Here is a 21,445-nt window from a genome sequence, read left to right on the forward strand (position 1 = left end):
CGTCTCGCCGCGCACCTTCAGTCAGCGCCATGACCGCGACAACGATGGAACCGAGAGCAGCCTGGCCGCGTCAGGTGCATCGCGTGATCGCCATGATCGACGATGCGCTCAACAGGCAGGTCAACGCCATCCTGCATCACCCTGAGTTCCAGGCAATGGAAGCGCGGTGGCGCGGGCTTGCCATGCTCATGCGTCACACCGGCCGATCGGAAGAAGTGAAGGTCAAGATCCTCAGCGTCAGCTGGGCCCAATTAACACGGCATCTCGAGCGGACGACGGAATTCGACCAGAGCCATCTCTTCGAGCTGATCTACAGCCGCGAATTCGGCATGCCCGGTGGAGAGCCCTTCGGTCTGCTGGTCGGCGATTACGAGCTTTCTCCGCAGGGTCCGGCCGGCGGCGATACGGTCGGGGCGCTCACTCAGATCGGCATGGCGGCGGCCGCCGCCTTCTGCCCCTTCATAGCTGCCGCCGCCCCGCAAGCAATCGGCCTGCAGGACTTTGACGAGCTCAATCGCGTCCAGGATTTCTCCTGGCTCTCCTATGATCCTACCCGCATTCGCTGGAACGGACTTCGAGCCCGAGAGGACTCCCGTTTTTTGGGCCTGGTCGCCCCGCGGATCCTGATGCGCGCGCCCTATGAGGCGTTTTCGCGTGAGCGCGACGATCGGTTCCCGTTCCGCGAAAGCATCGCGGCCGATGGTAGCACCTTGGTTTGGGGCAATGGTGCATTCGCCTTTGCGATGATCGTCATTCGCAATTTCATCGAATCCGGCTGGTTCGCCGATATTCGCGGCGTGACGCAGGACGCCGTCGACGGCGGCATGCTGAGCACGGAGGAGCTCGCTCCCTATGATCTCGGTATTGAAAGCAACGGGTTGTCGCAGCAGGCTCCCGTCGAAATACGGCTGACCAGCGGGCAGGAGCAGCAGCTATGCGAGCTCGGCATCGTGCCCGTGGCGACCACCTACCTTTCTTCCTCGGCGATCTTCAATTCCAATCAGTCGCTGCATGCACCGCCGCATTATTCGAGCGAGCACGCACGACAGAATGCCCGCATCGCGGCAATGCTGCAGTATGTGCTCTGCGCCTCGCGCTTCTCGCACTACCTCAAGGTCATCATGCGCGATGACATCGGCAAATTGGCCGATCGAACGTCGATCGAACGCAAATTGAATGATTGGCTGTCGACTTACACGCTTGGCAATGACGACGCCGACCTGTCGCTGCGTACACGCTTCCCGCTGCGCTCGGCCGGCATTAGCGTCGATGAGATTCCCGGCAAGCCCGGCATGTTCGCCTGCACGGTGCGGCTGCAGCCGCATTTTCAACTCGACGACGTCTCGACAAGTTTTCATCTCATCGCGGAGACGGCGAATGCGACTTACGCGTTCTCCGGCTCCGCCAGCACACCGCAAAGGATGTCTGCATGACGCTCTCCGCCAAGATCGCCGAAGCTCTTAGCGAAAACGCGCTCGATGATGCGATCGAGCAGGCGAAGGCTCATGTCAAGGCGGCACCGACGGACAAGGACGGCAGGCATATCCTGATCGATCTCTTGATCCTTGCCGGCGACTACGCTCGTGCCGACGCGCAGTGCAACCTTGCGACGACGTTTGCGCCTGAAGATATGATGGGCTTCGCCGTGCTGCGCAATCAGCTGCGCGCGATGGCAGCGCGTTCGGCTTGGTTTGACGAGGCCGCCGCACCGGATTTCCCGAACGGACCGACAACCCTCGATCAAGCGGCCCTGAAGCTGGCAATCGCTCACCGCGACCATTCCTCGGATACGGCCGCGGCATTACAGTCTCTGGACGAGATCAGGGGCGAGCGGTCGATGAGCTGGAATGGCAAGCTCGTTTCAGATCTTCGCGATCTCGATGATCGCATTCCGCACGCTCTCGAGGTCATCATGAGCGGCGGCTCCTATTTGTGGGTCGACTTTTCCAGGATTGCAGCGCTTCGCGTTGAGCCGATCGCCCGCCCGCGCGATCTCGCCTTCCGCAGGGCCGAGCTCGAACTCGTGGATGGCGCAAGCGCGCCCGTACTCCTGCCTGCGATCTATCACGGCTCGACAGGTGCCAAGCTGTTGCTTGGCCGCGAGACCGAATGGGTCGACGAAGCGACGGGCATTACGACCGGCCGCGGCCAGAAGTGCTTCCTTGCGGGCGACGATCTGGTTTCCTTCCATGACTTGCAATCCCTCGCAGCCGCTTCGGGCGCCGGCGAGACGAGGCGCACCGCCCATGGTTGATCCGCTGGAGCGCTACAGGCCGAGGGAAAGGATCGTCGCAAGGTCGATCATCGATCGACTGATCGACGAGAACCCCGATCGCCTGCAGGATCCGCCGCTGACACAGGCCGAACAACTGCGCGAACTGCGCGAATGCATTCGCCGCGACCTTGAGGCGCTGCTCAATACGCGCCGCCGCCCGACTGCGCCGCCCTCGATCTACGATGAACTGGGCGATGCGTTGGTATCTTTCGGCGTCGATGGCATGGTCTCGGCAAACCTGGTCACCGATGAAGCCAAGAGCCGTCTCGCTCGTTTGATCGAGCGGCGCATCGCGCTGTTCGAAACACGGCTTTCTGACGTGCAGGTGAGCATCCTCAGGGGCCGCGGGAGCGGCGAACGCGCACTGAGGCTGCGCATCCACGCGACCTTCCGTGTGCATGAGGGCATGCCGCCGATCAGTTTTGAATCGACGATCGATCCCTCGACCCAGCGCTTCCTGGTGGAGGCCAACAATGGCTGATGGCTTCCTGCAGCGGTATAATGACGAACTGGCCGCCATCCGCCGGCGTGCAGCGCGTTTTGCCGATGCCTTCCCGAAAATTGCCGGCCGTCTGCGCGTCACCGGCGAGGTTGCCGATGATCCGCATGTCGAGCGCCTCATCCAGAGCTTTGCTTATTCTGCGGCCCGCGTGCGCCAGAAGCTCGACGACGAATTTCCGGAGCTGACGGACGGGTTGCTGGAAACGCTCTATCCGCACTATCTGGCGCCGCTGCCTTCGATGAGCATCGTGCGCTTTGCGCCGAGCAGCACGCTGGCATCCGTCCAGACTGTGCCGCGTCACACCGAAATCTTCGCAGAGCCGATCGGCGGCGAGAGCTGCCGTTTCCGCACGACGCAGGATACGCAGGTTGCGCCGATCGAGATCGTTTCGGCTTCCCTGACCGGTCATCCAATCAGTGCGCCGCCATCTCCTCACGGCGGCGCCGCCGGTTGCCTGCGTCTATCGATCCGGGCGCGAGACACCAACAAGCCGTTCAGCGAGATCGGCTTGGACAGGTTGCGGCTTCACATCGGCTCGTCCTGGCAGCAGGCGGTCGCCATTCACGAACTTCTGGTCAACCATACGCTCGGCATCGCACTTGCCCACCATGCCGACGATCGTTCCCCGGTAATGCTGCCCGCCAAGGCACTGCAGGCTGTCGGTTTGGAGCCAGACGAAGCAATTCTGCCCTACCCCAGCTCAAGCTTTACCGGCTATCGGTTGCTGACGGAATTCTTCGCCCTGCCGCAGAAATTCCTCTTCGTCGATATCGTCGGCCTGAAGGCCTGGCGTGGCGAAACGCTGGAAATCTTCGTCTATCTCGATGAAACCAGTGCCAAGCTGGAACGAGCGATTTCCGCCCGCGATTTCGTCCTGAATGCCACTCCGATCGTCAACCTGTTTCGCCAGAACTGCGAACCGATCGCGCTCGACGGTACCCGTACCGAATATCGCCTACTGCCGGATGCCCGGCGACAGAAGACGCGCGAGATTTATGCGATCGAGAAGGTGGTGGTGTCCGCACGCACCGGAGACGAGGAACAGTGCCAACCCTTTTTCGGCCGCAGCTTGAAGGGCGGAGCCTCCTCGCTCTTCTGGCAGAGCGCGCGCCGTTTCGATGCCGACGACCACACCTCGGATATGGAAATCACTTTCGTGGACCGCGCTCGCCGGGCAAGCGGTCCCCTCGACAAGATCGCCAGTATCGACGCACTGTGCCTTAACCGCGAGCTGCCTGAGCAACTGCCCTTTGGCGGTGGCCATCCCTATCTGCAGCTGGCCACCGGCAGCGAGGCGGTCGGCTCGGTTGAAGCCTTGATGGCACCTACCCCTTCGGTGCGGATGAACGAGCAGCAAGGCCGCAACTGGCGGCTCATGTCGCACCTTCAGCTCAATCACCTCTCCATTTTTGACAATGATGGTGCTGCGCTGAAGGATATTCTGGCGCTCTATGCCTTCCGGGACAGCCGCGAAACCAGGCTGCTTGCCGACGCTCTCGTCCGGGTCGAAACCAAGAGCTCGATGACCCGGCTTGGCGGTGGCGGAATGGTGACGGGCACGGATATCCGGTTGGAGTTCGACCCGGCTGCCATCGACAGGCCCTCGGCCTATCTTTTCGGCAGCGTTCTCGACCGGTTCTTCGGGCTTTACACCTCGATCAATAGCTTCACCCGCCTTTCCATCTCGATGAAGGGGCAATCGAAACCAATCGCCGTCTGGCCGGCCCGTGCCGCCGAGCGGCCCTTGTTGTGACGAAGGGGCGATCGGAAGCGATGGACCAGTTCCGGCCAAGTGATAGCGAAATGCTTGCTGCGCTGCTCGAACGCGACCCCGGTCGTTTCGAACCGTCGACCGCCTTTCGCGTTGCTCAGCACGCAGCCGACGATCATTTGACGGTGTCCTCACCCATCGGCGTTTCGCCGGCTCCGCTCGCCGTCAGCGACTTCAAGAGGAAGGGCGCGGCAGGATCGGTCAAGGCCAGCATGGCTGGCCTGCTCGGCCCGCTCGGCGCAATGCCCCCGAGCTACAACGAGCTGGTCATCCGCGAACAGCGCAATCGGGCTCATGGCCTCTCCAGCTTCTTCGATCTCTTCACAAGCCGCCTCGCCGAGCTCTTCGTCGATGCAAGCGAGAAATATCGTATTGCCCGACGGCTGCGATGGAGCCCGGACAGGAACGGCAATACCTTCATCAAGACGCTGTTCTCGCTGGCCGGCTTCGGTACGGCGCGGCTGAAGGAAAAGGTTCGCCCCGACGACGAGCTGATCCTCAGATTTTCCGGTTTCTTCGCGGCGCGGACCCGCAATGCGGTCAACCTCCAGGCCATGCTGCAGGAGTTCAGCGGTCTGCCGGTTGCGATCGAACTGTTCAAGGGCAGATGGCTTGCTATTCCCGAGAGCGAGCGCAGCCGCATGGGGCAGCCGCAAGGCGTGCAGCTCGGCATCAATTCAACGGCGGGTGCCGCAGTCCATGATTTCGGCGGCAGCTTCCGCGTCGTTGTCGGGCCAGTCGACTATGAGGATTACCGGTCTCTTTCCCCCGGCAGCGCCAATATCGATGCGCTGCTTGCCTTAACGCGACTTTATGTCGATCCGTCGCTCGATTTCGACATCCAAGTGGTCCTGAAGAAAGAGCATATCCCCTTCTGCCAGCTCGGCGAAAACGGTGATCCGCCAAGGCTTGGATGGAACAGCTGGGCACGCGTTGCCGCGGCGGATCGCGACAGCGGCGATGCCATCATCGCCGAGCCACGCAAGGTGCAAGGCCAATCCGACCAGGGAGGCCTCGATGCGGCTTGAACTGCGGCAAACATCCGGAGAAGGCTCCAGCAAGGGATGGTTCTTCGAGCGTGGCAAGCGCACGCTTGGGCGCTCGCCGGATTGCGACTGGCAGGTTACCGATCAACAGCGGTCGATCTCAAAGGTTCATTGCGTGATCGAACGCGATCGTGCCGGCTTCCTCCTGCGCGACCAGAGCGCCAATGGGACCCGTGTAGACGGCATAACCATTCTGGAAGGCGAGACGGCAAGGCTTGCGGATAAATCCAAGATCGCATTCGGCACCATCGCCTTCAACGTCGTCATCACCGGGGAGGCCGATCGCGATATCGATGACCCGGCGGATGACCTGCGTCTCAGCGATGAAACCATGACGATCTCGTCGATCCTGGCCGACGTCGCGCCCGGCGGCAGCGCCGCAACTGGCGTGCTCGGCCAGCGCAACGGCGACGACTGGATTGGAGCGCTGCCGCAATCGTCAAAAAAGCGCAAGTCGCCAAGCAGGAACGTCGATATCGGCTGGAACGGCCCGCCCGATGTCAACGGCATCAAGCCGGTACTTCCGGACGATTGGAACTCAGAATTCGAGCTGGGCAGCCAGCTGGAACACGGCGCAGCGACACATGTTTCCGTGGCCGTTGCCCGCAGTTCCGGATCGGAGGCCACCGAGATTGCCAAAGCGATCATCCCGGCCAATGATATGCGTGCTGCCGATGATGCGGATCAAGACGCGGACGATATGAGTTTTGCGCTGCAATTCGATCCGCTGCGACAGCTTGAAGCACTCGTCTCGACGCTGGAGCAGACACTCGACGACGAAGCGTCCGTTTTCGGAATTGAAGACAACCGGGCTCACTCATCCGCTTCGCTGTTCAGCCGCGAACGGACGGAGCAACTCGCCGACCGTCTTCGATCGCTGATTTCGAGGCAATCCACGCTTAATGCCGGCCTTGAAAACCTTGTTCGCGAGGCCAACCGGATGTTCGAACCCCGCATGGTCGAGGCGCATGTCGATGCTTCCCAACGCAAGGCGCTTTGGCGCGGCAGCGGCGACTACTGGAAGGCCTACCGCGCGCAGTTCGAAAGGGACGGCAAAAGCATTTCGGTCCGCGATCTGCTGGCCGAGGCATTCAGCGCCTCCACCGACGGCCGCGACGACGACGATACCACCAGTTTGGCAGAGAGGACGGGCAACACCCGATGAAGAACGAAAATCGCGTGGCTTGGAGCGAGGGCATGTTCCTTCGCGTGCAGCATTTTCAGCAGGCCGACCGCTGGACAGAGCGGCTGGTCAGAACGACTGCGCGGGGGCTGGCACCCTACCCCTGGGGTATTGCAGAGATCGGCATCGATCGCAGCGCGCTCGCGATCGGCCAATTCGCACTGTCGAATCTGCGCGGCATCCTGCCCGACGGCACGCCGTTTGAAGCGCCGATCGATGCGGATCTGCCGCCGCCGCTGGAGCTCGACGATTCAACGAAGAACGCCATCGTCTATCTGGCACTGCCGACACGTCAGCCCGGCAGAGCCGACGTCGCCATGAACGGCAGCGCCATGCGCAACAGCGTTCGTATCACCGCCTCGCAATATGAGGCGCCGGATGCGAACTTGGAAACCGACTTCATGGCGCCGATCGATGTCGGCCGCCTGAGCCTGCGTTACCTGAAGACCGGCGACGAACTCGCCGGCTACGATCTGATCGGCCTTGCCCGTATCATCGAGGTTCGTTCCGACCGGTCGGTCATTCTCGATCCGGACTACATCGCCCCTTCGCTGAATTGTGCGGCCGAAGCGCGGCTGAACGAACTCATCACCGAATTGCTCGGCATCGTCCGCCACCGTGCCGAGGCGATCGCCGAGCGCATCGGCGATCCCACGGTGCGCGGCACGGCGGAAGTGGGCGATTATTTTCTGCTGCATATCCTCAATCGCGCCGACCCCATGCTGCGCCATGTCGCGGCAAATGCTTCGCGCATGCATCCGATGACCTTCTACGAAGAGTGCATCCAGCTTGCCGGTGAGCTTGCCACCTTCACGACCGACCGCAAGCGTGCCAGCGACTTTCCGCCTTATCGGCACGATGATCTGAAAGCAACATTTTCAGCTGTTTTCAATGATCTGCGCGCATCTCTTTCTGCAGTACTTGAGCAGGCAGCGGTTGCAATCGAACTCATCGAGCGCCGCCACGACGTACGCGTCGGTACCATCAATGACCGCTCGTTGCTCAAGGATGCCGGCTTCGTGCTTGCAGTCCGCGCCGAGATGTCGGCAGAGGATGTCAGGCGCAAGCTGCCCGCGCAGATCAAGATCGGGCCCGTGGAGCGGATTGCCGAGCTCGTCAATGTCGCCCTGCCCGGCATTCCCGTCAGGCCGCTTCCCGTATTGCCGCGGCAGCTGCCCTACCGATCCGGCACGATCTACTTCGAACTCGATACGAAGAATCCGCTTTGGAAACAGCTTGATACCTCCGGTGCGATCGCGCTGCATCTTGCGGGCGACTTCCCTGGCCTGGAGATGGAACTGTGGGCTCTTAGAGAATGAACACAACGCGCTCAACACCCTGGCACGAGCTGCCGACGATCATCGAGCTGACCGAGGACGGCGCGCGCAAGAACGACGCTGCCCGCAAGATGGCCGATATTCTCGATGAGGAGCTGGATAAGCAGCCGAACGGCAAATCGGGCAATGCAGCCGGCGGCTGGTCCGTCGATGCCTTGATCCGCGGCTTTCGCTTCGGCGGCGATGATGTCCCGACCATCGTGCGCTCGGCCGCACCATTGCTCAATCTCGCCCATAGCCTGCGCAACACCGAAGAACAGCCCGACATTGCCGAACTCAGGCGCGTGACGATCGACGCGGTCGGACGCTACGAGCGCGATCTTGCCAGCGCGCGCATCAGCCCGGAACGGGCACGCGCGGCGCACTATGTCATCTGTGCGACCATCGACGATGTGGTTTTGAGCAAGCCTTGGGGCGTGCGCGCCGGCTGGGCGCGATCTGGCCTGGTATCGACCTTCCACATGGACGTCACCGGCGGCGATCGCGTCTTCGATCTCCTGGACCATTTCCAGCAAAGCCCAGGCACCAACAAGGACCTGCTGCTTCTCATCTATCTCTGCCTGTCGCTCGCCTTCGAAGGCCGCACGCGCGTTTCGCCGCGCGGATCGCTGGAACTCGGGCGCATCCGTGACAGTCTCTACAAGACTTTGCTCGGTCAATATGGCGTCTTCGAGCGCGAGCTGTCGCCGCATTGGCGCGGCGTTTCGGCGCGCCATAAGCCGTTGCGCACGGCTGTTGCTCTTTGGACGATTCTTTCCGTACTCGCGCTTCTGTTTGCGCTCGGCTACATGTTCTTCACGCTGTCGCTCAACAACGCCTCCGATACAACCTTCGAACGTCTGGCCAACCTGCCGCCGCGCGAAACGCCGAGTGTCCTGATCGACACACCCAAGCCGAAGGAAGTCGCCGTACAGACGCCCCCGCCTGTGAAGAAGCAGCCGGAAACACCGACGCCGGTCAAGCCGCAACCGACGCCGCTCGACAATCTGCTCGCCTTCCTGCAGCCGGAAGTCGACCGCAAGCTGGTCACCCTGTCGAATTCCAATGGCAGGCTGCTGGTGCGCATCAACAATTCCGGCCTGTTCGACACCGGCAGCGCCGAAGTCAGCGCTAAATTCCGCGATCTCCTGCAGCGCATCGGTGGGGCATTGGCTTCAGAAAAATTCCGCGCCGTCGTCGTCGGCTATACCGACAATGTGCCGATCCGAACTGCTCAATTCCCGTCGAACTGGCATCTTTCGGAGGCCCGAGCCCGCGCCGTCGGCGATATCCTTGCCGCCTATACCGGCAAGGATGCCATCCTCACGGAGGGACGCGCCGACAGCGATCCGCTGGCAGGCAACGATACACCGGAGGGACGTGAGGCAAACCGCCGGACGGAGATCCTGGTGCTGACCGACCCGACACAACGCCTCGGCGATGCCGCCCTCAATCCGCAGGCAACGCCACAAACGCAGACCGGCAATACGCCGCCGATACCCGCCACGACGACGGGAGGAGCCCGATGAATCCGCTTGGCGCGTTTTATACGCTTCGCTCCTACGTTTCGGCCTATGCCGGCCTCCTCGGCCAGCGCTTCATATCACTGATCTGGGTTGCGGCGATCTGCGTCGTTATCTGGTTCTATGGCTATATGGCCGGCTATGGCAGCTTCAAGCCGCTGGCGAGCGCCACCGCACGGATGATCGCGATCGGCATTATCATTGCCGGCTGGCTGATCTATCTGCTGGTAACAACGCTGCGCGCCCGCAGGCGCGACAAGGCGCTGGTGGACGGCATTGCCGACGATGCCGCCAGTCAACAGGCGGAAGTGGGCGAAATCCATAGCCGTCTCAAAGAAGCCTTGCTGCTTCTGCGCCGTATCAGCAAGAAGCGTTTCGGCTATATCTACGAGCTGCCCTGGTACGTCATCTTCGGCGCGCCGGGATCCGGAAAGACGACGGCCCTGACCAATTCGGGCCTGAAGTTCCCGCTTGGCGATGCGATGGGCAGCAACTCGGTGCAGGGTGCCGGCGGCACCCGCAACTGCAATTGGTGGTTCGCCGACGAAGCGATCCTGATCGATACCGCCGGCCGATACACCACGCAGGATGATTTGAACGGTGCGTCCAAAGCCGGATGGGAAGGCTTTCTCGGGCTCTTGCGCAAATATCGCCGCTCGCAACCGATCAACGGCGCGCTCGTCACCCTCTCGATCGGCGACCTTCTCGGCCGCGATCACGAAATACAGCTCGAAGAAGTGCGCTCCATTCGCAAACGCCTGTCGGAACTCGACGAGTTCCTGCATGCGCGCGTCCCCGTCTATGTCGTCCTGACGAAGGCCGATCTCTTGACCGGCTTTGTCGAGTTCTTCGATGGTCTTGCCAAAACCGACCGTGAGCAGGTCTGGGGCACGACCTTTAATCTCGACGAAAGCTATAAGGGCGAGAACCTGCCTGAGCGTTTCATGGAAGAGTTCGCGCTGTTGCAGCAGCGGGTCGATGCCATGTTGATCGAACGCCTGCAGCAGGAGCCGAATGTCGAGGTCCGCGGCCGCATCTTCCGTTTCCCGGCAGAACTTGCCTCCTTGGGAGAGCGTCTGCAGGAGCTGTTAACCGAGCTCTGTGCATCTTCCAGCCTCATCGAATCCCCCCTCGTTCGCGGCGTCTATTTCGCTTCCGGCACGCAGAGCCGGGAGACGGATACCCCGCGCACGCGGCGCAGCTATTTCCTGTCGCGCCTGTTCAAGGAGGTGATCTTCGGCGAAGCGTCGCTGGTTGCCCGTGACAGGCGCCTGTCCGGCAGGCAAGCCATGATCAGACGGATTGCCTATGGCGCAGCCGCTATCGCGCTGGCGATCGTCTTCACCGGCTGGACGGCAACCTATTTTCAGAATTCGCGCGCGATCGCTGCAGCCGAACGTCGTATCGACAATTACGAGAAGCTGGCTAGCGGCATTCAGGTTCGCGACGTGACCGATGCGGATTTTCTGCGGATCCTGCCGGCGCTCGACAATCTGCGCGCAGTCACCAGCGGTTTCGACGAGGCGCGCGTCTGGCCAACGAGTTTCGGCCTCGACCAGGGGGATAAGATCGCCAGCCGCCAGCGCGGAGCCTATCAGCGCGCCTTGAACGCGCTTCTTCTGCCTCGCATGCTCGTGGCACTTCAAAATGAGCTCAAGCAGACATCGGATGTCCCGAAGACTTTCGATGCCTTGAAACTGTACGGCATGCTCGGTGGAATGGGACCGATCGACAGGGATTTCGTCTCTCAGCAATCGGAAGACATGTTTGCAGCGCTTTATCGTGAGGAAGGACGCTCTGCTGCACGCAAGGCACTCCTGGGGCATGTCGAGGCGATGGCTGCGGGCGGTCTGCCGCAGATCGAGTTGGACAATGCCTTGATTGCCAAGGCGCGGGAGACAATCCATTCGCAAAGTCTTGCAGCCCGAGCCTATGATATCCTCATCCATTCCCGACAGGCCCGCCAGCTTGATGCCTGGCTTCCCATGGACGCATTGGGGCCGCTCGGAGCTCAGATTTTCCAACGCAAATCCAAGGCAACGCTGCGTGAGGGCATTCCAGGAATCTTCACGGGCAAGGGCTATCGTGACGTGGTGTTGCCGATGGTTGCGACCGCAGCCTCGGAAGCGCTCAAGGAGCAATGGGTTCGCGGCGACAGCGGGGCGGCTCCTTCGGGAATGACTGCGGACGCGATTTCCCAGGCGACGCTGCAGCTTTATTTCGACGCATTCCAGCAGCAATGGTCTTCGCTGCTGGCTGACCTTCAGGTACGCCCGTCGAGCAATCTTGCCGATGCGACGGAGACGGCACGCATCCTGGCGGCCAATCCAAGCCCTGTGGAGATGGCGCTGAAATCCATAGCAGCCGCCACCGACCTGCGCCCTGCTGCAGGCGCTGAAGTTGCCTCGCTTGACGATGTTCCGGACGCAGCTCTGACCGCCGCCACCACAGGTGCAGTCAGCGCGCCAGATCCTTACGGTCCGCTGCGGGCCGCGCTCGAGGCGAATGCCGCCAATGCGCAACCGGCATCACAGGACGGCAAGGCCAACGGCAGCGATAAGCCGCGCTCCCAGATCCAGAGTCTCCAGCCGATCCTGCAGAACATCTACGGCCAATTGTCGCGCGCCGCCAACTCGACGGCAGAAGTGGCACGCGTTTTCGACGCCGGCGGCCAGCTCGCCAATGCCAATCAGGATTTGCTGCAGCAGGCCCGCGGGCTGCCGGCACCCGCCGATGCATGGATGGTGGCGGTTGCCGCCGATATCGGCTCGCTGGCGGTCAAGACGGCGCGTGCCCGCATCAACGATCTTTGGGCTGCGGAGGGCGCCGATCTCTGCGCCCGCATCGTCACCGGTCGCTACCCCTTCGACCGGAAATCCAGCCAAGATATCGCCATGGCGGATTTCATTCGATTGTTCGGACCGCAGGGCCTGTTCCAGTCCTTCTTCAAGAACCGGCTGGACGCATTTGTCGATACGAGCGCTCAGCCCTGGGGCTGGCGAGGCACCTTCGGTGGCGACAGCATTCCGAGCCAGGCAATCGCGCAGTTCGAAAATGCCAGCAAGATTGAGCACGCCTTCTTTCCGGCCGGAAGCGAAAAGCCGGCTATATCGATCAATATCAAGCCCGTTTCGCTGTCGGACAATGCCAATTCGGTGATGGTTGATATCGTCGGCGAGCACGTCGTTTACTATCATGGGCAGGTTGTGCCGAAATCCATCGCTTGGCCGCCGGCTGGCGCCGTTAACCAGTCCAATGTCAGATTTTTCCCCGGAGATTTGCAGCCGGCCATCACACAGAGCGGAGACTGGTCACCCTTCCGCCTGTTCGATGCCGCCAAAGTGACAGTTCAGGCTCCCGATCTCTTCCGGGCTCGATTTGAAGACAAGGGCCAGACGGCGGAATTCGACGTGCAGTTCGGTTCGGTGCTCAATCCCTTCCGGCTGCAGGCATTGTCCGATTTCAGCTGCCCGGCGCAATTCTGACGGTCCGCCGATGAACGAACCGCTCGCCCGCACTCAATCGCCGATGCAAGCCGATGCGATCGGCTTTTTTGGAAAGTTGCCGACGCACGGAGATTTCGTTTCCTCCGCGCTCGGCTCACGCCTGCAGAGCGAACTTGATCAATGGGTTCACAATGGCCTGGTCGCACTTGAAGCAGCATTAGGGTCGGATTGGCGCCGGCTGTTTCATGCGACGACCGCCTGGCGCTTCGTCGTCGGCAAGGGTGTCTGGGCGCCATCTGCTGTTGCAGGCGTCCTTTTGCCGAGCCGCGACCGCGTCGGTCGAAGTTTCCCTCTGATTATCGCCGCTCAATTGCAGCGCTTTTCCGGACAGCTGCGTGACCTGTGCGAAGACGACAGCTGGTTTACCGCAGCCGAAGCCTTGGCGGAGACCTCCGACAAAGCCGACTTCGAGATGCAACGTTTCGTCGAGGGCATCAAGCGGCTTCGCCCGCCATTCATCGACAAGCAATCGACGACGGCACAGCTCGCGACCATAGGCAATACCCCGGCGCCTGCGTCTCTATGGTGGCGCATCAATCCCGGTACCCGCCACGGCAAGGGATTTCGTACCGTAACTGCCCCTACGGCACAGGATTTCGTCAGGCTTGTCACGGCGGACGTTCACAAGGCGGCTGAGACTGCGGAACCGCCGGTGCACCCGGTTGTTGCCTCCACTCCGATCGAGGCGCCGCAAACGCCGAAGGCGGAATCGCTGGAATTTGCGATAGCACACAGCCATGCCAGCCACGCCGGAACACGTCTATCAATGAATGCCGATGCACTCCTTGTAAGTGCAGCACCGCATATCTACGCTATTGCAGACGGCGTCGGCGATGGCATTGGTGCCATCGAAGCTTCACGGATCACAACGGGAATCCTCGCCAGCATTCCGCGGCGTGAAGCGCTGCAGCTTCTGGTACAGGATATCAAGAGCAAGCTCAGCCATGCCCATGCTATCCTGCGCGCCAAGGGTGCCACCGCCGAACGCGAGCCTCCCGTCGCCAGCGTCGTGACCGCAACACTGCTCGATGGCGAATTTGCCGCAATATGGGCCGGAGATGCGCGCTGCTATCTCCTGCGCGACGGGATGATGCGGCTGTTGACCCACGACCATATCGATATCGGGCTGCGGCGAACACTCGGCCGAGCCCTGGGACTAAAGGATCAATTCGTCTCGGAAGTCGTTGGCGACCAGCTTCAGTCGGGCGACCGGCTGCTGCTTGCAAGCGGTCCGCTTTCCCGTACGCTTACCGATCGCATTATCGCCGAGATCCTGATCGAAACGCCGCTGGAACAAGCAGCCGAAGCGCTGATCCAGGAAGCGCTCATCGCCAATTGCCGTGAGAATGTCAGCGCGATCGTCATCGGCGCGACATGAGTGGGGATGCAAGCGACGAGGATATGAAGAGAATTGCGGCCAGCTTTGCCGAGCTGCAGCATCTTTTAACCCATGATGGCGAAGTCGAGCGGCCGAAGGGGATGCGCGATCTTCTGATCGATCGATTGCGCGATGCATTGGACCGGCGCCTGCCTTCCCTGCCGGATGGTGAGCCGGCTTTCATCGGCAACACCTTTCTCGTCGAGGCGGTCATACACCGCAATGAACGGACAGAAATCAGCCGATTGCGCCATCGCGATCTCGGCACGCTTCATGCCATGAAAACCGTCCGGGCGGATCGCTCAAGCGAGGCGACGGCCAAAGCCCTGCTGCTGCGTGAGGCAAGCATTGGCATGATGCTTCACAGCAGTGACCTTGTCGCGGCCCAATGCGCGATCCGCCTGCCCGATGGCCGTCCGGCGCTCATCATGGAATGGATCGGGCCGTCCTTGTCGCAACGATTGGCGGAAGGCTCTCTTTCACCCGCGGATGTCAGCGCAGCGGCGAAATCCATGCTCGTCGGACTGAGCGCGATCCACCATGCCGGTTATGTCCACGGAGATATTTCTCCGGCTAATCTTCTACTTTCGGATGGCGACTTCAATAAGCTCAAAATCGCCGATTTCGGTACGGCGGTAAAATGTGGAACCCGATACAGCGATCTCGATATCGCCAGGGCGGTGACGCCGGGCTTCACTGCGCCAGAGGTTGCAGAGCCTGAGGTTTCAGGCGACGTCGCCATGCAGTTCAGCGCCGACCTCTTTTCGGCCGGACGCGTCATGAACCTGCTTCTGGAACATTGCGACGAGACCGAGCAATCGATCGCCGCGATCAAGGCTGCCGCCCGGCATCTGGCGGACCCCGCTCCTTCCCGGAGGCCGCCAAACGCAATGGCGGCCCTTGCCCTGATAGAGACAGTCTAGTTCGAACCCTGTCAGTTCGACGATGAACTGCCCGGCAGCGGGGCGGCAGCCGTCGGCGCGCTCTTCTGATAGACGGTCAACAACTTGGCAAAATCGACCGTGTCCGCATTGCTGGCGTAAATCGTGTCGCCATCCTGCATCTTGAACTGCTGCATCAGCACGAAATTCGAGACTTGCTTGAGATTGACACTGTAGATGACCGGCTTGACCGAAACGACAGTCGGCGCACTCACACTCTTGGCCAGACCAGACGCAACCTGCGAATAAGTCTTCTGGTTCCGGAAAAGGTAGAAGTTGCGGGAGTCCGCACGATCATCGAGCATGCCGCCGGCACGTGCAAGCGCCTGCGCCAAGGTGGTCTGGCCGGGTTCCAGCGGGAACTCGCCGACGCTCTTGAAGGCGCCAAGTGCCGTGAAGGTCTGCGACGTGCCATTGACGAAAAGCTGATCGCCCGGCAGGAGGCGCACGTTCTGCTTGTCATCCTGCAGGATGCGATCCAGCGGCGCGCTCGCCCTTTGCGATCCTCGGGTCAGCGTCACGGTCGTGTTGGCCGGTGCGGAGGATGCGCCGCCGGCAAGAGCGAGTACGTCAAGCACGCGCTCTCCGCGCGCCGTCAGCGGGAAGCGGCCGGCAGAACGGACCTTGCCATCGACCGTTACGGCGCTGGACGGCTTGTCGACGACCGTCACAACTGCCTGAGGATTGACCGAGGAGCCCTTGAGGGCCGTGACGATCTTCGACTGCAACCCTTCCGGGGTCGAATCGATGACGCGCTGTTTGCCGACATAGGGCATGGTGACGAAGCCGCGCGGATCGACGGTGAAGCGGCCGAGATTGAGCGACTTGCTCTGCGTGGCGGACAGCAGTCCATCCTCGCCGGTATCCAGCACCGTTACGTCGAATACGTCGCCTGGACGCAAGCGGGCATCCGAAAAGCCGCGCGCGCGCAGGCTTGTAAGCCCCTGATCGGTCGGCGAATAGGACGGAGCAACGACCTGTGCACCCATCGGAGCCTCGGAGAGCGGCACCACCGGAATCTTCCGCTGCGTGTCAGGCATCCTTGCATTGCGAATGTTGAGGGCGTTTGGCCCATCAGACGGCCCTGCACAGGCGCTGAAGACAACCAAGGGTAAAATCGCCGCCCATTTCCGCATTCCGGAATCTCCTTCGGATGTTAGAAGCAAGGCAGAAATATCAACCACAAGGCGGGAGGCAATATGCGGGGCTAATAAATAATGAATTGTGACAGTTCGGTTGTTTACCATTGTGTCCAAATGGCAACCGATTGCGGTTTCGAGCACCAAAACGTGCCTCCTCCAACGGCTGTCGGGCAGCGGTTTTGTGCCGAAATATCCGCAGCCATGCGAATCACAAGCAACCTTAGCGATAGGCAATGCGGAAAGAAAACATAACAACCCCATTGCAATTCGAGCGTGTCGACCTAATTCCACCGATGCCACTTCTACAAGGCACGGATGATAATTTTTTCGTCGAAATCTTCCACTTTTGCGGGTTTCTGTTGGTGGATGGATTCTCTCAAAAATAGTAGGGTTATCGCCCAAAAGACCCAAGGGTCTTTAGCGGCAGCAAGAAGGCAATATAACATGCTCACAAGAATAGCTTGCGCGTTGGCGCTCGGGGTTCTTTCGGCCACTCCGGCATTTGCCGACGCCTGCTCGGACCATTATGAGAGCAGCGGCGTGCCGCTCGTCACCGGCATCACCTACAAGACCTGGATGGTCTTTCCATCCGTCAATCCAACCGCCGCCTTTGACAAGATATCCCGCGCCGTTCTGGCGGAAGGCTTCGTCGACGTGAACGTCGAAAAGAAACTCGGCACGCTGACCGCGCAGCAGGAAACGAGCGGCTCCGGCAGACCGCAAACCCTGCGGGTCGTCGTGCGCAAGAACGGCAAGGGCAGCCGCGTCGATGCGCTGTTCATCGTGCAGGCGGGACAAGTGGCGCCGGGCGTCAGCAAGAACCTCTGCCGTATCGTGAGCGCAGTCGGCGAATAAGCCTGGCTCCGGCGAGGCAATTTCCTCGCGCGAGAAGATCGTAGCGCTATCCATTCCCTCGCCGAGGCTGCCTGACGGTCTCGGAAGGCATCTCGCCGAAGGATTGATAGTAAAGCGCTGCGAAGCGGCCCATGTGAGAAAATCCCCAATCGCGCGCGATGTCGGCAACCAGCCGCGAATGGCTCGAATCCATCAACGTTCTGCGCGCGCCCTGCAGTCGTATGCTGCGCAAGTAGCCAAGAGGCGTTGTGTTCTTGAACTGCTGAAACGCGGCCTGCAAAGACCGCACGCTCGTTCCAGTTTCCCTGGCGATATCGGCCATCCTGATGTCTGCACCGGCATTGGCGTGCATATATTCCATTGCTCGCTTCAATTGCCTCGGGATGGCCGGTGATGTCGGCCGTTGCAATTGTGCCGAATAGTTGTGCGGGACGGTTTCAAGAAGAGCGATCATCATCGCCTGCAGAAGGCATTCGCTGAATGCGGCGGAGGATCGTTCTGTGCCGCCCGCCGCGAGATCCTGCCAAATCAGATTTCCAAGCGCTGCGATCTGCATCCCTCGCCCCGACATCAGATCGACCGGGCCGGTGAATTTCAAATCATCTGGAACCGGTGCGTCCAGCAACTCGCTGAGCTGCCGAACCATAGCCGACTTTTCGAATGCGATACCCATATGGCCGCGCTGTTCGAACAACGTCAGATGTTCGAAAGATGACATATCGGCCAGCAGGCCCCTGCCCGGCAGCGACTCCAGTTGCCGCCCTTTAGCGTCGATCAACATCTTCCCAGCAGTCGGCAGATAAAGGCCGTAAGCATCGGGACCACCGGACAGCTTGACACTCATGCCGGAATGACATTTCCCGCGCCAGACGCTGCAGGAACCGATCGTATAGTGACGATCCACCACTGAAATCGTGCCGCGCTTACTAAGAGGCTCGACAATGGCAGGAAACAGGGTTCTCGCATAATGCGCCGTCATCTCCTCGGCATCGGCCTTGTCGACTTTGAATACCGAGCGCGTCGCGTAGGTCAAATGATCCCCTCATGTGCTGCATCAGCGGATCATCTTTCAGACTTCAATTATTTCCCTGAAAGTAAATCCCTGCCCACATCCCTGCATGAAATAATTCCAGATGATAAACAAAATCAATGCGCCAAACAATAAATATTACAATTGCAACCATACGGATATATCAGCATATCATTGCTGCATGTATTTTGATTATACTTATATTATTTCATAATATGATCTCACCTTCAGGAATATATTTTATACCTAAACCAACATTTCGGTTAATACGTGAACTTTCCCACACTCCGACACCAGGTCCCTGAGTATTCCTCAGCTGCCTTCGAGCCTCTTGACGGAATGTTATCGATAACATAGCCTCTTCTCATCGAAGCTTTGGGAGGAGCAGGATGGACGACGGAAAGCTGCTCGAATTTTCCGATATCACCAAGGAATTTGGCGGAACGCGCGCGCTGTCGAATGTATCTCTTGACCTGCAGCGGGGCGAAATCCTCGCGCTTCTCGGAGAGAACGGCGCCGGCAAATCGACGCTCATCAAGACTTTGGCTGGCATCTACAAGCCGGATGGCGGTCAGATCCTGTTTCGCGGCAAGCCTTATCATCATCGCCCGCCGCAACCCAACCAGCGCCAGCCGGTCGCCTTTATCCATCAGGATCTCGGGCTGATCGAATGGATGACGGTGGGTGAGAATGTCGGGCTTGCGCAGGGCTATTCTCTGCGCGGCAAACTGATCGACTGGCGCGCGACGGAACGGCGTACCGCCGAGGCGCTGAAGCTGGTCGGCTGCGATTTCGATCCATCGACCCGCGTCCAGGAGCTGACCCGCACCGAAAAGTCGCTTGTCGCAATCGCCCGCGCGCTAGCCGTCGAGGCGGATGTGCTGGTTCTCGATGAGCCGACGGCGAGCTTGCCCGCCGACGAGGTCGAAAAGCTCTTCGCCGCCATCCGCCCGCTGAAAGAGCGCGGCGTCGCCATGATCTACGTCTCGCATCGTCTTGACGAGATTTTCCGCATTGCCGATCGCGTTGCCGTGTTGCGTGACGGTCAGCTGGTAGGTCAGAAGCCGGTTTCCGAGACGACGCCGGATGAGCTTATCCGCATGATCGTCGGACGCAAGGCGGACCAGCTGTTCGTCAAGGCGGAAAGAAGCGCAGGCCCTGCGATCGTTTCGGTGAAGGAGCTTTCGTGCCGCGGCGCCGGACCCGTATCCTTCGATATCCGCCAAGGTGAGCTGCTTGGCCTCGTTGGCTTGCGGGGCGCTGGACAGGAATTGATCGGCCGTGCGCTGTTCGGTTGCGAACCGTCGCAGGGCAGCGTTCGCTTGAATGGGGCGGTACCCGATCTTTCCAGCACCGTCGCCGCGATGGCTTCGGGAATCGGGCTGATCGCCAGGGATCGGACCGAAGAGTCCGTCGCCATGTCCCTCAGCCTGCGCGAAAATACCTTCCTCAATCCGGGCGCCTCGGGACGAAGCCTGTTTTCGTTCCTGTCCCCGCGCCGCGAAGCGGAAGCGGCCTATTCCCTCGGGAGCCGCGTCGGCCTCAGGCCCAACGATCAGAGCCTTGCCATCGAGGCGCTGTCGGGCGGCAATCAGCAGAAGGTCGTCGTGGGACGATGGCTGGCGACAGGCCGCAAATTGCTGATTGCCGAGGATCCGACTGCCGGTGTCGATGTCGGCGCCAAGGCCGACATTTATCGGCTGATTGCCGAGGCGGTCGAGGCGGGCCTTGCCGTTCTCGTCGTCTCCACGGATTTCGAGGAGATCGCTCATATCTGCCATCGTGCCCTGGTGTTTTCGCGCGGGAGAATCGTGCGCGAACTCAGCGGTGCTGACCTTACAACGCCGGCGGTCATCGCCGCCGCATCTGCATCAGAAGCGGCCTGAACCGGAGGAGAACACCATGCAATCGATCGAATCCAACGCGCTCGAGCCGACCCGCGCCGAGCTTTCGGCCATGAGCTTCGGCCAGAAGCTCCAGCGCCTGCTGCCCGTCTATGGCCTCGTCATCCTGACGGTCTTGCTGATCCTGCTTTTCTCGATTCTTTTGCCGCAGACCTTCCCGACGATGCTCAATCTGCGTTCGATCATTTCGGACAAGACGATCATCGCCATCCTGTCGCTTGCGGCGATGATCCCGATGGCGGCAGGCCGCATCGACCTGACGATCGGCTATGGCATCGTACTCTGGCATGTGCTCGCAATCAGCCTGCAGACGATGTTCGGGCTGCCCTGGCCGGTTGCCGTCCTGATCGTCATCGCGCTTGGCGCGCTGACCGGCTTCCTGAACGGTCTTCTCGTGGAGATCGCCAAGATCGACAGCTTCATCGCAACGCTCGGCACGGGCACGGTCCTCTATGCCATCGCGCTCTGGCATACCGGCGGACGGCAGGTGGTGGGCATGTTGCCGCAGGGGTTTTATGCGCTGAACGGTACGATGGTCTTCGGACTGCCGATCACCGGCATCTATGTCCTTGCCCTCGCCTTCATCATGTGGATCGTCCTCGAATATCTGCCGATCGGCCGTTACATCTATGCGATCGGCGCCAATCCGAAGGCGGCTGCGCTCAACGGCATTCCCGTCCGCCGCTTCGTCATCGGCGCCTTTGTCACCTCGGGCACGCTTGCCGCCATCGCGGGTGTCCTGCTGGCGTCCAAGCTGCGTATCGGTCAGGCAAGCGTCGGGCTTGAATATCTTTTGCCCGCGCTGGTCGGCGCATTCCTCGGATCAACCACCATCAAGCCGGGCCGCGTCAACGTCTGGGGCACGATGATCGGCGTCATCATCCTGGCGGTCGGCATCGCCGGTATCCAGCAATTCGGCGGCTCCTTCTATGTCGAGCCTCTGTTCAACGGCGTGACCCTGCTGGTCGCCATCGGCATTGCCGGTTACGCCCAACGCCGCCGCAGCCATGCCGGACGCATGGCGCCGGCTCAAGCAGCACAGCTCTCCGCCAAGCCGGCGGAGAAGTGAAGAT

General features: G+C 60.8%; 16 protein-coding genes. 14 read left to right on the forward strand and 2 right to left on the reverse strand.

The annotated features are described in order from the left end of the window. Positions 1-44: 44 nt before the first annotated feature. Genes tssC through ABOK31_RS27215 form a run of 11 tightly spaced genes read left to right on the forward strand, consistent with a single transcriptional unit; the run spans position 45 to position 15,423 of the window. On the forward strand, positions 45-1,433 hold the full coding sequence (gene tssC / locus ABOK31_RS27165; RefSeq protein WP_349959887.1) for a type VI secretion system contractile sheath large subunit: 1,389 nt from the start codon (positions 45-47) through the stop codon (positions 1,431-1,433). Further along, entirely contained in the window at positions 1,430-2,254 is an 825-nt protein-coding gene (locus tag ABOK31_RS27170; protein ID WP_349959888.1) for a type VI secretion system accessory protein TagJ, read from the forward strand. The genes tssC and ABOK31_RS27170 overlap by 4 nt, the downstream gene beginning before the upstream one ends. Next, positions 2,247-2,756: a type VI secretion system baseplate subunit TssE gene (gene tssE, locus ABOK31_RS27175; protein ID WP_174171777.1), complete on the forward strand. Its 510-nt coding sequence runs from the start codon at positions 2,247-2,249 to the stop codon at positions 2,754-2,756. The genes ABOK31_RS27170 and tssE overlap by 8 nt, the downstream gene beginning before the upstream one ends. Then, a complete protein-coding gene (gene tssF / locus ABOK31_RS27180; protein WP_174171778.1) occupies positions 2,749-4,530 on the forward strand; it encodes a type VI secretion system baseplate subunit TssF in 1,782 nt (593 codons plus the stop codon). The genes tssE and tssF overlap by 8 nt, the downstream gene beginning before the upstream one ends. A gap of 20 nt (positions 4,531-4,550) precedes the next feature. Then, positions 4,551-5,576 carry a type VI secretion system baseplate subunit TssG gene (tssG, locus tag ABOK31_RS27185; RefSeq protein WP_349959891.1) on the forward strand — a complete coding sequence of 342 codons (1,026 nt, stop codon included), beginning with the start codon at positions 4,551-4,553 and terminating at the stop codon, positions 5,574-5,576. Then, a complete protein-coding gene (locus tag ABOK31_RS27190; RefSeq protein WP_349959892.1) occupies positions 5,566-6,759 on the forward strand; it encodes an FHA domain-containing protein in 1,194 nt (397 codons plus the stop codon). The genes tssG and ABOK31_RS27190 overlap by 11 nt, the downstream gene beginning before the upstream one ends. Next, positions 6,756-8,096 carry a type VI secretion system baseplate subunit TssK gene (gene tssK, locus ABOK31_RS27195; protein WP_174171781.1) on the forward strand — a complete coding sequence of 447 codons (1,341 nt, stop codon included), beginning with the start codon at positions 6,756-6,758 and terminating at the stop codon, positions 8,094-8,096. Before ABOK31_RS27190 ends, tssK begins: the two co-directional genes overlap by 4 nt. Beyond that, entirely contained in the window at positions 8,093-9,622 is a 1,530-nt protein-coding gene (gene tssL, locus ABOK31_RS27200) for a type VI secretion system protein TssL, long form (RefSeq protein ID WP_349959893.1), read from the forward strand. The genes tssK and tssL overlap by 4 nt, the downstream gene beginning before the upstream one ends. Then, on the forward strand, positions 9,619-13,101 hold the full coding sequence (tssM, locus tag ABOK31_RS27205; RefSeq protein WP_349959894.1) for a type VI secretion system membrane subunit TssM: 3,483 nt from the start codon (positions 9,619-9,621) through the stop codon (positions 13,099-13,101). The genes tssL and tssM overlap by 4 nt, the downstream gene beginning before the upstream one ends. Before the next feature lie 10 nt (positions 13,102-13,111). Continuing rightward, positions 13,112-14,500 carry a type VI secretion system-associated protein TagF gene (gene tagF / locus ABOK31_RS27210; protein WP_349959896.1) on the forward strand — a complete coding sequence of 463 codons (1,389 nt, stop codon included), beginning with the start codon at positions 13,112-13,114 and terminating at the stop codon, positions 14,498-14,500. Positions 14,501-14,523: 23 nt separating this feature from the next. Further along, on the forward strand, positions 14,524-15,423 hold the full coding sequence (locus ABOK31_RS27215; RefSeq protein ID WP_349959897.1) for a protein kinase: 900 nt from the start codon (positions 14,524-14,526) through the stop codon (positions 15,421-15,423). Positions 15,424-15,434: 11 nt separating this feature from the next. Here ABOK31_RS27215 and ABOK31_RS27220 read toward each other — a convergent pair whose 3' ends face one another. Then, positions 15,435-16,577, reverse strand: coding sequence for a polysaccharide biosynthesis/export family protein (locus ABOK31_RS27220; protein ID WP_349959899.1), 1,143 nt, complete (start codon positions 16,575-16,577; stop codon positions 15,435-15,437). A gap of 450 nt (positions 16,578-17,027) precedes the next feature. Between ABOK31_RS27220 and ABOK31_RS27225 the strand changes: the two genes are divergently transcribed. Continuing rightward, on the forward strand, positions 17,028-17,438 hold the full coding sequence (locus ABOK31_RS27225; protein ID WP_174171787.1) for a hypothetical protein: 411 nt from the start codon (positions 17,028-17,030) through the stop codon (positions 17,436-17,438). A gap of 46 nt (positions 17,439-17,484) precedes the next feature. On the opposite strand, the gene ABOK31_RS27230 is transcribed toward ABOK31_RS27225, so the two are convergent. Next, positions 17,485-18,471: an AraC family transcriptional regulator gene (locus ABOK31_RS27230; RefSeq protein WP_349959900.1), complete on the reverse strand. Its 987-nt coding sequence runs from the start codon at positions 18,469-18,471 to the stop codon at positions 17,485-17,487. Positions 18,472-18,857: 386 nt separating this feature from the next. Here ABOK31_RS27230 and ABOK31_RS27235 point away from each other — a divergent pair, with 386 nt between their 5' ends. Together ABOK31_RS27235 and ABOK31_RS27240 are read left to right on the forward strand one after the other, a co-directional pair. Continuing rightward, positions 18,858-20,354, forward strand: a complete 1,497-nt coding sequence (locus tag ABOK31_RS27235) for a sugar ABC transporter ATP-binding protein (protein ID WP_349959901.1) — start codon at positions 18,858-18,860, stop codon at positions 20,352-20,354. 16 nt (positions 20,355-20,370) lie between these two features. Further along, complete coding sequence (locus tag ABOK31_RS27240; RefSeq protein WP_349959902.1) at positions 20,371-21,441, forward strand: ABC transporter permease; 1,071 nt, start codon at positions 20,371-20,373, stop codon at positions 21,439-21,441. Positions 21,442-21,445: the final 4 nt, after the last annotated feature.

Source organism: Rhizobium sp. ZPR4, from assembly GCF_040215725.1.
GTDB classification, from domain to species: domain Bacteria; phylum Pseudomonadota; class Alphaproteobacteria; order Rhizobiales; family Rhizobiaceae; genus Rhizobium; species Rhizobium rhizogenes_D.